This is a genomic window from Cardiobacteriaceae bacterium TAE3-ERU3 (assembly GCA_019218315.1).
GTDB lineage: Bacteria > Pseudomonadota > Gammaproteobacteria > Cardiobacteriales > Cardiobacteriaceae > JAHUUI01.
The window spans coordinates 138,575-152,244 of record JAHUUI010000004.1; the positions used below are offsets into that span (position 1 = coordinate 138,575).

The 13,670-nt window shown below is 49.4% G+C and carries 15 protein-coding genes; 3 read left to right on the forward strand and 12 right to left on the reverse strand.

The window, feature by feature from the left end:
* Positions 1 to 43 precede the first annotated feature (43 nt).
* From murG to KRX19_09175, 12 genes are all read right to left on the reverse strand, one after another.
* Complete coding sequence (gene murG / locus KRX19_09120) at positions 44 to 1,135, reverse strand: undecaprenyldiphospho-muramoylpentapeptide beta-N-acetylglucosaminyltransferase (GenBank protein MBV7435181.1); 1,092 nt, start codon at positions 1,133 to 1,135, stop codon at positions 44 to 46.
* Positions 1,132 to 2,337 carry a putative lipid II flippase FtsW gene (gene ftsW, locus KRX19_09125; protein ID MBV7435182.1) on the reverse strand — a complete coding sequence of 402 codons (1,206 nt, stop codon included), beginning with the start codon at positions 2,335 to 2,337 and terminating at the stop codon, positions 1,132 to 1,134. The genes murG and ftsW overlap by 4 nt, the downstream gene beginning before the upstream one ends.
* Positions 2,327 to 3,628 (reverse strand): UDP-N-acetylmuramoyl-L-alanine--D-glutamate ligase, encoded by a 1,302-nt coding sequence (murD, locus tag KRX19_09130; GenBank protein MBV7435183.1) that lies wholly within the window; start codon positions 3,626 to 3,628, stop codon positions 2,327 to 2,329. The genes ftsW and murD overlap by 11 nt, the downstream gene beginning before the upstream one ends.
* Entirely contained in the window at positions 3,628 to 4,710 is a 1,083-nt protein-coding gene (gene mraY, locus KRX19_09135) for a phospho-N-acetylmuramoyl-pentapeptide-transferase (GenBank protein MBV7435184.1), read from the reverse strand. The genes murD and mraY overlap by 1 nt, the downstream gene beginning before the upstream one ends.
* A 130-nt stretch (positions 4,711 to 4,840) precedes the next feature.
* A complete protein-coding gene (locus KRX19_09140; protein MBV7435185.1) occupies positions 4,841 to 6,181 on the reverse strand; it encodes a UDP-N-acetylmuramoyl-tripeptide--D-alanyl-D-alanine ligase in 1,341 nt (446 codons plus the stop codon).
* The gene (locus KRX19_09145) at positions 6,172 to 7,578 is read right to left on the reverse strand and encodes a UDP-N-acetylmuramoyl-L-alanyl-D-glutamate--2,6-diaminopimelate ligase (protein ID MBV7435186.1); all 1,407 of its coding nucleotides are present in this window, start codon (positions 7,576 to 7,578) and stop codon (positions 6,172 to 6,174) included. The genes KRX19_09140 and KRX19_09145 overlap by 10 nt, the downstream gene beginning before the upstream one ends.
* Positions 7,579 to 7,610: 32 nt before the next feature.
* On the reverse strand, positions 7,611 to 9,494 hold the full coding sequence (locus KRX19_09150) for a penicillin-binding protein 2 (protein ID MBV7435187.1): 1,884 nt from the start codon (positions 9,492 to 9,494) through the stop codon (positions 7,611 to 7,613).
* An 18-nt stretch (positions 9,495 to 9,512) separates the two neighbouring features.
* Entirely contained in the window at positions 9,513 to 9,779 is a 267-nt protein-coding gene (locus KRX19_09155) for a cell division protein FtsL (protein MBV7435188.1), read from the reverse strand.
* Positions 9,776 to 10,693 carry a 16S rRNA (cytosine(1402)-N(4))-methyltransferase RsmH gene (gene rsmH / locus KRX19_09160; protein ID MBV7435189.1) on the reverse strand — a complete coding sequence of 306 codons (918 nt, stop codon included), beginning with the start codon at positions 10,691 to 10,693 and terminating at the stop codon, positions 9,776 to 9,778. The genes KRX19_09155 and rsmH overlap by 4 nt, the downstream gene beginning before the upstream one ends.
* Positions 10,690 to 11,148, reverse strand: coding sequence for a division/cell wall cluster transcriptional repressor MraZ (gene mraZ / locus KRX19_09165; GenBank protein ID MBV7435190.1), 459 nt, complete (start codon positions 11,146 to 11,148; stop codon positions 10,690 to 10,692). The genes rsmH and mraZ overlap by 4 nt, the downstream gene beginning before the upstream one ends.
* A gap of 242 nt (positions 11,149 to 11,390) precedes the next feature.
* Positions 11,391 to 11,669, reverse strand: a complete 279-nt coding sequence (locus KRX19_09170) for an RnfH family protein (GenBank protein MBV7435191.1) — start codon at positions 11,667 to 11,669, stop codon at positions 11,391 to 11,393.
* Positions 11,650 to 12,234 carry a type II toxin-antitoxin system RatA family toxin gene (locus KRX19_09175; protein ID MBV7435192.1) on the reverse strand — a complete coding sequence of 195 codons (585 nt, stop codon included), beginning with the start codon at positions 12,232 to 12,234 and terminating at the stop codon, positions 11,650 to 11,652. Before KRX19_09175 ends, KRX19_09170 begins: the two co-directional genes overlap by 20 nt.
* Between KRX19_09175 and smpB the strand changes: the two genes are divergently transcribed.
* The 3 genes from smpB to KRX19_09190 are packed head-to-tail and all read left to right on the forward strand — an operon-like array spanning position 12,154 to position 13,659.
* On the forward strand, positions 12,154 to 12,630 hold the full coding sequence (gene smpB / locus KRX19_09180) for an SsrA-binding protein SmpB (protein MBV7435193.1): 477 nt from the start codon (positions 12,154 to 12,156) through the stop codon (positions 12,628 to 12,630). The genes KRX19_09175 and smpB overlap by 81 nt on opposite strands.
* A 28-nt stretch (positions 12,631 to 12,658) precedes the next feature.
* Positions 12,659 to 13,366: an MBL fold metallo-hydrolase gene (locus KRX19_09185; protein ID MBV7435194.1), complete on the forward strand. Its 708-nt coding sequence runs from the start codon at positions 12,659 to 12,661 to the stop codon at positions 13,364 to 13,366.
* Between the two features lie 14 nt (positions 13,367 to 13,380).
* Positions 13,381 to 13,659, forward strand: a complete 279-nt coding sequence (locus KRX19_09190; protein ID MBV7435195.1) for an N-acetyltransferase — start codon at positions 13,381 to 13,383, stop codon at positions 13,657 to 13,659.
* The last annotated feature ends 11 nt before the right edge of the window (positions 13,660 to 13,670 follow it).

Sequence of the window (13,670 nt, forward strand, 5' to 3'; positions counted from 1 at the left end):
CGTTTCTCAATGCGACCAAAATGAATGTCTGCTGCTTTATTGATCATGATAAATAGGGCTCCACGGTGTGAATAATATCCTGTGTTGCATTTGGTTTAGCGCAGCTTAGTGCTGCTTCAGCCTGTATACGCAACGCGGCTCGATCGCGCCGCTTGCGAATTGCTTCGGCCAAGGTTTGTGCATTTAATTGTGACTGCGGCAATATTTCAGCGGCACCTGCATCAACCAGCGTCTGTGCATTGGCTGTCTGATGATCATCTACTGCTTGTGGTAACGGTATACACACTGCCGGTACACCCACCGTCGCTAACTCAGCAACTGTTAGCGCACCACTACGGCATACGACCCAATCGCAATCTGCCAGTGCACCTGCCATGTCATCAATAAAAGGCACAACTTCACCCACGACGCCTGCATCGTGGTAGGCACTATTGACCACGTCCACCCAGCGTGGCCCAACCTGATGACGAACCGCTGGTCGCTCTTCTGCATCGAGCAAAGCCAGTGCTTGCGGCACAGCTTCGTTAACAGCTTTGGCACCCTGACTACCGCCAAGTACCAATAAGCGGATCTGGCCATCACGCGTCTGATAGCGTGCTGGTTGTTGGCGACTATCGATAATCTGCGCACGAACTGGATTACCGACCACCTTATATTCTTTACTACCTAACGCCTTGCTCGCGCGAACATCAGCCAGCAAAACAGAATTGGCAATGCGAGCAAGCAGCTTATTGGTCAGTCCCATTACTGCATTCTGCTCATGAATGATCAGGGGAATGCCGCGCAATTTGGCTGCAACACCACCCGGCCCGGCGGCAAAACCACCCATACCGATGACCACATCAGGACGAATAGCCTTAATGACGCCAGACGCCCGCGATACGGCACGCGACACCATCCAAGGTGCTTTCAACCAACCAGCAGCACCATTACCGCGTAATCCACGAACCTGAATATCGTGCAATTCGTAGCCGTACTGCGGTACTACACGACCTTCAAAACCATCCGCATTACCAAGCCAATGAATTATTGCGCCCTCCGCCGCTAAGGCATCAGCAACAGTCAAGGCTGGATAAACATGCCCGCCTGTACCACCGGCCATGAATAAAACCGTCTTTCCGGCAAAGCGACTCATATAATGCCCTCACGGCGCGCAAGATAGCGACTTTCGGCATCAATACGACAAACAATGCCCATTGCCATCATCATAATCACGATAGAGCTACCACCATAACTAATGAATGGTAAAGTCAGGCCTTTAGTCGGTAATGCACCAACAGTTACGCCAATATTGACCAACGCCTGCATCGCAATCCACATCCCAACACCATAAGCAACCAGTGAAGCAAAGCGCTTGCGCACACTTTCAGCAATCATCGCGGTGACGAAAATACGCCACACCAGCAGCGCAAACAGCAAAATAATAACCATGCAACCAATCAGGCCGGTTTCCTCGGCAATGATTGCAAAAATGAAGTCGGTATGAGCTTCAGGCAGAAATTGATGTTTTTGAATACTCTGCCCTAATCCAAGCCCTTGTAAACGGCCATTGCCAACAGCAATCAATGATTGCACCAGCTGGTAACCGCTATCGTACTTTTGCTCCCAAGGATCCATAAATGTAGCCAAGCGCTCACGGCGATATGGCGCCGCCACTAACAATGCAACCATTGCAATGATACCCAAAGAAACCACAATAAGCAGGCGCTTGAGGTTCACACCACCAAGGAACATCATGCCAAAAATAGTCGCGGTGACCACAGCAGTGGTACCGAAGTCAGGCTGGATCAAAAGTGCAGCAGCAAATACGGCCGTTAAGATCAATAATCGTATAACTGGTGACCACGAGCGATCCAGTCCACGGCTGTTGCGATCAAGAAATGAGGCAACATAAAGCACGATTGCCAGCTTGACCAACTCACCAACCTGGAACTTAACCACCAACAAATTCAGCCACCGCACTGAACCATTAACTTCTGCGCCCACGCCGGGTATATGAATAACCACAAGCAACAAACCCGCAATGACAATCATGCTGCGGCTCAGCTTAATCCACTGACGAATAGAAACCGAAAAACAAATATATGCCGCCATCAACCCGACTGCGACAAACACTAATTGGCGCTGTAAATAGTAATAATATGACTGTCCATTATCTGCAGCTTCAGGCATAGAGGCTGACGTCACAGCAACCAAACCCGCTGCAATCAATGAAAACCACGCAACCAAAAGCCACGTATCGGGAAAAGCAAGATCATGCCAGCGAGATGCACTACCACGCTGGGCACGGTGAAAACTATCGACTGGACGTTTCAGCCCTGCTGTTTTAGTCGCCATGGCGATTCACCTCATTAATGAAGGCTTCACCACGCTGGGCATAGCCTCTAAATTGATCAAAGCTCGCACATGCAGGCGACAATACCACCCAATCTCCGGATTGGGCGAGTTCACGCGCCCTAGCTACAGCCTTATCCAACGTATGACACACCTCATAATTGAGGTTTGCGTTGGTGAGCGAGCCTTCCAGCGCAGTATTATTTTCGCCAATCAGCAGAAGTGAGCGTAGCTCCTTATCCTTGAGTAAGCTAGCTAATCCGCTGAAATCCTGATTTTTATCCTGACCACCGAGAATCAACAACAATGGCGCGTTAATGCCGCTCAATGCCGCTTCTGTCGCGCCGGTATTGGTCGCCTTGGAGTCATTGAACCAAGTGACGCCCTTATGCTCACGGACTACCTGCATACGGTGCGGTAATCCGGCAAAAGACTTGACCGCGCCCAGCGCCGCATCATTATCCAATCCCAACTCGTGCAACATAATCAAGACGGCAACAACATTGGCATAGTTATGCCCACCTTTAAGCGTCAACTCATCAGTACGCAAACGCGGCTCACCATCAATCACCACTGAGCCATCACTAACCGTATTTATCTGATTGGCACCAAACCATTGGAGAGCTGGACTCAGCACATCCATCTTGCGACATGCCACATCATCGTGATTGAGTACACACACCTTAGATTGACGCACCAAGTTTGCTTTGGCAGCCGTGTAGTCTTCAAGAGTCTCATAGCGATCCAGGTGATCTGGGCTGACGTTAAGAACACAGCCAACTTGCGACACCAAACTCGGGCAAAGCTCCAGCTGATAACTGGATAATTCGAGAACATACACATCAGCCGGATCATCGTTGATCAGTGCAGACAGTACCGGGTAGCCAATATTGCCACACAGTGCTGTGGTTTTTCCTACTGCACGCAGCGCTTCAGCAAGCATTGTGACAACGGTTGATTTTCCGTTCGAACCGGTTACCGCCAGTACTGGCTTATCGATGATCCGCGCAAACAACTCAACATCATTTATCATCTCGCCAAAATAGCGAGCAAAAGCACCGCGGCGGCGGTCAATCCCGGGGCTGACAACCAGCGTTGCCGCACTACTCAAATCAGCATCATCAAAATTAACTTTTTGGATATGGCGGCCTTCACTGCGCTCGTCAATACCAATGGCGTCGTAACCAGCTTCACGCAATACATCAAGAGCACTACGGCCAGACATACCCATGCCGGCCACATAGACCGGCTCAGCAAGATTGAGTGCCCGCAGGCGATTGATATAAGTATTCATTAGCGTAACTTCAGTGTTGAAAGGCCAATCAGCACCAGAACCACAGTGATAATCCAAAAACGAATGGTAACGCGTGATTCCGGCCAGCCGGATAATTCAAAGTGGTGATGTAATGGCGCCATGCGTAACACGCGTTTGCCACGGTATTTGTAAGAGCCGACCTGAACCATGACTGATAACGCCTCAGCGACGAACAAACCACCCATGATGGCAAATACCAGCTCCTGACGAATGATAATGGCCACAATTGCCAATGCCGCACCGAGTGACAAAGCACCAACGTCGCCCATAAATACCAGTGCTGGATGAGCGTTGTACCACAGGAAACCCAGTCCTGCACCAGCAATGGCCGCACAGAAAACCGCCATTTCCCCTGCTCCAACAATCGCAGGAATATGCAAATAATTGGCGAAATAAGTATTACCAGACAAATAAGCAAAGACGCATAAAGCACCAGCAACCAGTACCACCGGCATAATCGCCAACCCGTCAAGGCCATCGGTCAAATTGACCGCATTACTTGCCCCAGTCATGACTAAATAAGCAAATGGTACAAATAGCCATCCCATTTGCCAGGTAACTTGCTTGAAAAATGGCACGACCAAAGTAGTTTCAATCGGGTTATCGGCAATCAGATAAAGCCACAGTGCCGCAACGATCGCAACTAACGACATCAAGCCATATTTGTGTTTGGCACGCAGACCTTGCGGATCTTTGAGTACCAGCTTACGGTAATCATCGACCCAGCCGACCGCACCAAAGCCCAATAAGACGAACAGTGCAATCCATGTATAGACGACACGCAAATCTGCCCAAGCAAACATCGCAACTGTGACCACGATAATAATCAACGCCCCACCCATGGTTGGGGTGCCTGCTTTTTTCAGGTGGGTCTGTGGGCCATCATCGCGCACAAACTGCCCCATTTGCAGTCGCTGCAATAAACGGATCATTGGCTTACCGAGAAAAATAGAGAGCAGCAATGCTGTCAGCGCACCGAGAATAATTCGCGATGTGAGGTAGGTTAAGGCGTTGAGTGGTGTAAAATAATCATTTAACCATTCTGCCAACAAATACAACATATTACATTCCTAATTTTTACCAATTCACGGTGTTGCCACTCATATTCTGCGCCACAAATAACAAGCAATCGCAAAATAAAAACCGCGCATCATACAATAACTACATCCAAAAGCGGACAGCTTCCCTGCATCAATGTCCGCAGCTATTAATACCTGCTAATTCAATTACCCGTTCCATCCGCGCACTACGCGAACCTTTGACCAGCACAACGCCGCCTTCCGACTGCTCCAGCCACGCTTTTAATGCCGTAGCCGCTGCTACATGATCATCAAAATAACGTAAGAAATTCGTTTCCATACCGTATTGCGCAGCACCCTCGCCCACACACCAAAATCCGCCAATACCACGCATCTGTGCATAATCGGCAACTTCCTGGTGCAGCGCTTGCGCATGCTCACCAAGCTCTCCCATTGCACCGGCAACAACCAATGTTGGTTGCTCGCCTGCCAACACATCAATGCCTGCTTTAAAGGATGCAGGATTAGCGTTATAGGTGTCGTCGTAAACGGTATTGCCATGAACCTGATAGGCAGTGAGCCTGCTTTGCGTTAAGCGCAGCCCCGACCATGCTTTTGCAGCATCTTCAACACTGACGCCATATGACTTCGCCACAGCAAAAGCGGCAAGTGCGTTGGCGATATTGTGCCGCCCGACCAACTGCCAATCGATATGCGTACTGTCTTCACCATCAACAAGTGTGAAGCTTCGCCCATCTTTGGCAATGTTAAGCGCCGTAATATCTGCGGCATAATCAAGAGCAAAAGTTGTGCCAATGCGCTCACCATAAGCTTTTTGCCACGCTTGTGCACAAGGTAAATCCAAATTAAGTGCGATATGCGCATCGGCACTCGCGGCCAGCATTTCACCTTTGGCACGAATAACGCCATCCAGCGAACCAAATCCTTCAAGGTGTGCAGCCGAGACGTTAGTCACCAATACTGTTTCTGGTTCAGCTATTGCGACCAGCCGGGCAATTTCACCTTCGTGGTTTGCACCCATTTCGACGACGGCAAAGTCTTCATCGCCTTGCAGGCGTAGCAACGTCAGTGGCACACCAATATCATTATTTAAATTACCTTGCGTTGCCAGCACTTTACCGCGCTCGCTTAACAGACGATGCAACAACTCCTTGGTTGTCGTTTTACCATTAGAGCCCGTCAATGCAATCACACTCGCCTGGCAAGATCTGCAATGTGCACGAGCCAATGCAGCCAGTGCAGCACGGGTATCGCTAACGGTAATTTGCGGCAAATCTACCGCCTGTAAATTGTGCACGATAGCAGCCGTTGCACCTTGCTCTTTTGCTGTGGCAACAAATTTGTCGCCATCAAAATGATCACCGCGCAGTGCGATGAATAAAGCACCTTCATTTAGCGTACGTGTATCAGTGCTGATCGTGGTAATTGGCACATCGTTACCGTGCAATACACCGCCAGTAAGTTCTGCAACATCACTCAACTTCAATTGCATACTTCCTCCACCCAGCTGCGTACCACGTCCTGATCGCTAAACGGATGACGAATATCACCAATAATTTGATAATCCTCATGCCCTTTTCCGGCAATCAACAGACCATCGCCCGCCTGCATCTGCGCCAACACACTGCGGATAGCAACATCTCTAGGCTGAATAACTTGTACCTTTTGTGGATACTCAAGACCAGCAAGCACGTCCTGCACAATCACATTTGGATCTTCATGGCGTGGATTATCATCCGTCACGACCACACAATCTGCATAACGCTCGGCTGCAGCAGCCATTAATGGACGCTTGCCTTTGTCGCGATTACCGCCACAGCCAAAAATAACCCACAATTTACCTGCAACATGCGCACGCACACCTTGCAAAGCATTTTCCACTGCGCCAGGCGTGTGCGCATAATCCACCATAGCTGCACAACCTTGTGGCAATGCAATTCGCTCGACACGCCCAGGTACACCACGCAAGCCACGCAATTTTGCAGCAAGATCACTTACTGCCAAACCGTCTGTGAGTAAGCACGCGGCAACATTGAGCAGATTATCAACATTAAATCGTGCGAGCAGTGTGCTGTCGATCGCAACAGCTTCACCATCAACTTGAAGCATCATGCGAATACCACCACTGTGCAGGGTAATTTCTTTGGCTTGCAGTAAATGATCCGCTCGGTTATGAAGCCGACCATGGCTGCTCACGGCCCAAATAGTCGCATCAGGATAAATCAGGTTGTCATCAATCAAGCGTCGGCCGTACTCATCATCTATATTGATTACAGCATGCTTAATTGGGCGCGAAAACAGCCGTGCCTTGGCGAGGAAATAGTCTTCCATATCATTATGATAATCGAGATGGTCACGGCTTAAATTTGAGAACACGGCAACATCAACATCCACGCCACCAATACGCCCTTGATCCAGCGCATGGGAAGACACTTCCATCGCTACCCGTTTAATATCTTGCGTGACAAAATCTGCCAACAGGCGCTGCATATTGAGTGCGTCCGGTGTGGTATGGCTGGCTTTTTGCAAATTTTCCAAACGACCATTACCAATCGTACCAATCATGCCCGCATCAAGTGCTTGAGCCAAAAAATGTACCAGTGACGATTTACCATCAGTACCGGTCACGGCAAATACGGTCATTTTTTGACTGGGATGATCGTAAAAACGGGCTGCGATATCGCCAATATGCTGGCTCAGCTCAGAAAAAGCGATCCATTGAGGATCCACTGACGCATAAGGTGGCTCATAAACGACCCCAGCACACAGCAAATCTCCACCAGCATGATCGAGTGCATGCGAGGAAACGCCTTTACTGGCCAACCACCACGTGTGTTCATTGAGCAAGCGCGAGTCGGTTTCAATATTGCGTACAGCTACATCGGGCACATCATCACGCTGTAGCAATTCAGGTAAGCGTATCACTGCACTACCCTTGCTGATGGATCTTCAATCAAGGCCAAATCTGGCGCCATATCTGGATCGACTTCGAATTCAAGCTTAACTTGATCGGATTTCGCCACCTTATCAGGTAGTACCCCAAGGATATTGAGTGCCCATTCGCCAATTTCAGCAAATGGTGGTGCAGCAACGAGACCACCGTAGTACGCTTTACCAACAGGATCATCAACGACGATCACCATCGCAATACGTGGATTATTTGCTGGTGCATAACCGGCAAACAGCGAGCGATAGCGGTTTTTAGCGTAACCACCATCAATGATCTTATGCGAAGTTCCTGTCTTACCAGCCACGGTATAGCTTGGCATTTGCGCACGTGTACCCGTACCACCCTGACTCACCGCTGCAACCAACATACCGCGCAAAGCTTGCGCTGTCTCAGCTTTCAAAACTCGCTCACCTTCCGGTGGCATATTCTGCTTAAGCAATGACAATGGCAGAGCAACGCCGTCGTTAGCCAGTGTCGCATAGGCATGAGCTAATTGAAGTGCCGTGGCAGACATACCATAACCGAACATAGTGGTCGCATAGCCAAATTCATTGAGCTTTTCTGCTGGTTGAACCACACCAGCCTGCTCTCCCGGGAATGCGACACCTGTTTTACGGCCAAAGCCCATGCGGTGCAGAAAATCGTTATACGCCGTTTTTGGTAAACGCTTACTGATCAGAGCCATACCGACGTTAGATGACTTGCGAATTACGCCAGTCGTGTCAAGCTCACCATACCAATGTGTATCGCGCACGATATTCTTGCCAATGCGCAATGTACCATTAGTATTGAAGCGCGTTGACGGCGTAATCACTCCAGCATCAAGTGCCGCAGCGACAGCGATTGGTTTAATGGTTGAACCCGGCTCGAACACATCCGTGATGATGTGGTTTTTCATCAACTCAGGCTTGCGCTCCATAGTGTTATTAGGGTTTCCGGTTGGCAACGATACCATTGCCAATACTTCACCCGTCTTGACGTCAACCATAACCCCTGAGGCTGATTTGGCACTAAACTGATCCAGCGTACGCTGCAACACATCATGCATGATGTATTGAATGCGCTTGTCAATACTCAGCTGCAATGGAGAGCCCGGCGAGGCTGGGCGGATTTCTTCAACCATACGCAGCGTCTTGCGGTTGCGGTCTTTAATGACCTTAACTTGCCCTTTTTGCCCGGCTAGCCATGAGTTGTACACCAACTCCATACCTTCCTGACCTTTCTCATCAATATCGGTATAGCCAATGATTTGCCCCATCAAGGCACCGGTAGGGTAAAAGCGCTGATAGGTATCTTCACGATCAAAGCCAGGCACATTTGCCGACAAGACATCATCGACCTGCATTGGCGACAAACTGCGCTCAACGTAATAAAACTGGCGGTTCTTACGCTTATCCAATGTACGGTAGAGTTCATCAACGCTTTGATTAAGCATCATCGCTGCTGGCCTCAGGCGCTGATATTGATACCGCACCAGCCGGACATCTTGATCAAGGTCATTATCATTCACCCAGTCACAATCTGGAGATATATCTTTTTTAGCCAGACATTTTTCCTGCAAGCGAGTGAAATCGCCATTAATCGTTGCCCACATTTGGCGCGGATTGACCACCAAATTACTAATGACCGATGAAATAGCCAACGGCTCACCTTCCCGGTCAAGAATCATACCGCGCAGCGCATCTTCTTCCGTAATGCGCAATGAACGACTCATACTTTCCTTAACGAGAAAGTCTGCCGTCACTGTCTGTAAGAACACCAACTTGGCGACAATCAATAACGCAGCTATGCCCAGCAAAGCCAAAGCGACATTGCGTCGGGTTTTACCACCATAACGGAAAGCAGAACGTGCCATTTAATTAATCCAGGTCAATCAATCCAGATAAACAACCTGCTCGGCGCCCGGCAGGTGCATTTTCATACCAGCCTGTACTGCGTGGCTAACCACACTGTCATCAGCAAGCATTTTTTGCTCAATCAAAAGTTGCGTCCATTGCGCATTGACTTGATCACGCGCTTCTTTCAGCGCTTGAACCTCACCAACCAGTTGACCGTGTTGTTGTGCATATTGCGCATCAACCACACCATTGTAGCCAGCTGCAGCCAGCAATACCGCTACCGCAAATAACATCAGTTTCATATTTTTACCGCCTTTCTTAAACGAGCACTTCTACATCTTGGATTCGCCGCTACCGCTTGTGCGGATGGCTTAATCAGTGGACGAATCAGCTCGAGCTCTTGACCGATCCTGCCACTTTGTGACGGAATTTCCGCCGGTAAATCTTCACCCTCACGGCTGCGAATAAAGCGCTTGACCAGCGCATCTTCCAGTCCGTGGAAAGTAATCACAGCGAGTACCCCGCCGCTTTTTAATAAATCTGTCGCTGCTGCCAACGCGCGCTCAATTTCGCCAACTTCATCGTTAACCGATATGCGAATTGCCTGGAACGTCTGCGTCGCCGGGTGATAACCCGGGCGATGATATTTCCTTGGCATCGCAGCCGAAACGACCTCGGCAAGATCGAGCGTCGTATTGAGCTTGCCTCGCTCAGCTGTAATCGCGCGGGCAATACGCCGTGCAATACTGTGGCTCTCACCGCCCAGATCACGAATGGCTCGCGCCAAATCTGATTCACTGACCGTCTCCAACCACTCTTTTGCCGTTATACCGACTTCGTTATCCATGCGCATATCAAGCGGCCCTTCTTTGGCAAAAGAAAAACCACGCTCAGCCTGATCAAGCTGCGGTGAGGATACCCCGAGGTCAAACAGCACACCGTCAAGCGAACCACGCTCAATATCAGCAAAAGCGCCAGCCATCTGCGAGAAAGCAGCCCGTGCAAAATGAAAGCGAGGGTCATCAATACCTGCCGCTTCAGCTGCCGCCTGCGGATCGCGATCAAGCGCATAAAGCCGCCCACCTTCTCCAAGCTGCTGCAAGATCAAGCGACTGTGGCCACCGCGACCAAACGTCGCATCGAGGTATGCACCATCTGAGCGAATGTCGAGCGCCGCAACCGATTCCTCAAGTAAAACTGAAACATGCTGACTCATAACGACAGTGACCCCAGCACATCATCAAAACCTTCAAAACCATCGTTGAGAAGCAACGCAGCATCTTGCGCATTAACCTCATCCCAACGCGCCTTATCCCACAGCTCAAATTTGTTCCCCATACCAACCAGCATGACCTTCTTATCCAGCCCGGCGTATTCACGCAAAGCTGGTGGAATCAGTACACGACCACTGGCATCAATATTGCAGTCATTGGCGTAGCCCATATACAGGCGTTTGATACTGCGTGCACGAGCATTAAATGAAGGCAAAGCAACCAGTTGTGGCACGACCTTTTCCCACTGATCAAGCGTGTAAACCAGCAGGTTTTTTTCAACATCTGCGGTTATCACCAGCGTGTTGTCACTTTCCTCGGCAAAAAAATCGCGCAACTTCGCCGGGATCGACAAGCGACCCTTGCTATCTAGCGAAATTGGGAAAGTACCGAGAAACATGAGGGAAATACTTTTATTGCACAATTTCCCACATTATAACCATACCTTGCTTTTTTGCAATATATAAAGAGAGATAGCCAATTATAAGCTGATGTAGAGTCAAGTATATAGCGGTTTAAAGATGAAAAAATCTACGCTTTAAGATGAAAATTTCAAAAGAAGTGCAATAAAGTGGGAAAATAAATTTCGTGACAAAAAAATGGTGCTTTTGCACCATACTTGCACCAATTTTTCCTGCGGACTTATGTCCTGCGCGCCCGCTGTCGCCTCATTTCCTTTGGATCAGCGATCAATGGCCGATAAATTTCAACCCGATCACCATCGCGCAATACATGATCCGCCGCGCATGGCTGACTAAAAATACCGTATTCAGCGTCTTTTAAGTCAAGCCCGGGGAAAAATCGCACGATACCAGAGCGCGCTGCAGCCTGCGCTGCTGTCGTACCTTCGTTGATCACGAACTGAATAATCTTCTGCCGCGTTGGCTCGGCATAAGCCACTTCAACGTGCAGGGTCGCCATAAACCGCTCTCGCCCTTTGCGCAAAACTATCTACCATCGTATTGGCCATATAATCAAGCAACCCGCCAAGAATCGGTGCAAGAAAGAACGGCACTTCAAAATCCATACGGTAATTAACCACACAGCCGCCATCATTCTGTTCGACAAAATCCCAGCGCCCGTTGAGCTTCTTAAACGGCCCTTCAACCAACGTAATATCCATCCACTTAGGATATTCATAGTGATTACGCGTGGTGAATGACTTACGCAGCCCGCCTTTAACCGCGGTCAGTGACCCGACGATTTCTTTATCATCGCGCTTAACCAGCTTCGCCTCACTACACCACGGCAAAAATTCCGGATAGCGCTCGACGTCGGCAACCAGATCAAACATCTGCGCAGAACTAAATGGCAATTTTTTCGACTTGCGGATCTGTGGCACAATAGAGCCTTTATATTTAATGACTGCGCGGTATTGTAAACCAGCGCTCAGGACAAGAAAAACATGAGCAAGAAAAAACCCGCACACGACAACAACATTATCACCAATAAAAAGGCCTTTCACGACTACTTCCTCGAAGAGCATTTCGAGGCCGGTATCTCATTAGAGGGCTGGGAAGTCAAAGCATTACGTGCCGGACGTATTCAAGTCAAGGAAAGTCATATATTGGTAAAAAATGGCGAAGTCTTTTTATTCGGTGCCTATATCAATCCACTGCCATCAGCATCGACACACGTCTTTCCCGACCCGTCACGTACGCGCAAACTATTGTTGCACCGCCACGAAATCAGCAAATTGATTGGCGCTGTTGAGCGCGATGGCTACACGCTCGCACCAGTTAACCTGTATTGGAAGAACGGCTACGTCAAGGTCAACATCGCCATTGCCAAAGGCAAAAAAGAGTTTGACAAGCGTGCGGTGAAAAAAGACCGCGACTGGCAGCGCCAAAAAGCACGCGTTATGAAAACGCACAACAATTAATCCTCCCTAAATAGCATCAGGAATTATCATGAGCCACGAAGTCATCCAACTCAAAGTCGAAGACCGCGACAATTTCATCCACGTCATTGCTGATCGCCAAAGTAGTGAAGCAGCCGTCATTGACCCTGCGTGGGATGCAGAAGGCATCGCCGATGTACTCGATGAGGAAGATCTGACCCTAACAATGATCCTCATCACCCACAGCCACCATGATCACGTCAACGCTATTCACGAACTCTATAAGCTCTATCCTGAAGCAACTATTTTCATCAGTGAAAAAGAGCATCCTGTTTGGCCAGATTGCCCGGAAGACGCCATTCTCGTTAATGATGGTGATGAAATCGCCTTTGCCAGTTCAAGCATCGGCGTCATCAGCACCCCAGGGCACACTATCGGCGGCTGTTGCTACCATATTGGCAATGACCTCTTCACTGGCGACACCCTGTTTATCTATGGCTGTGGCCGTGCCGACCTAAAAGGTGGCAATCCTTCCACCCTCTACCGCAGCTTGCAAAAGCTGAAAAAACTCTCAGCTGACACGCGTATTTGGGTCGGCCACGACTACAGCGTCTGTGAAGAATCCACCCTTGGCGAACAATTTGCGCACAACCCCTTCCTGATGATCAACGACGAAGCTGACTTTATCCGTTACCGCATGGAGCTTGCAGGTGAAACCCGCAGCCAACCTTACGGACCAATCGAGCAAGAAGAACTAGACCGCGTCCTCGGTAAATAACCTGATAGGAAATTATGAGCATAAACAAACAAGGCAACGCTTTTATCTACACTAAAGACGACGGCTGCAAAGGTGGCGAGATCACCTTCAAGCCACAAGGCGACAACATCATTGTCGCCGATCACACTTACGTCGATCAGCCGCTGCGCGGACGAGGCATCGCGGGGAAATTACTCAATGCACTCGTAGAATACGCGCGCAGTGAAAACCTCAAAATAAAGGCACAGTGCAGCTACGTCGCCACTGCCTTTGCACGCGATGATCGCTATCAGGACGTCAACGCCGATGCCTGAACCCGTGCCGA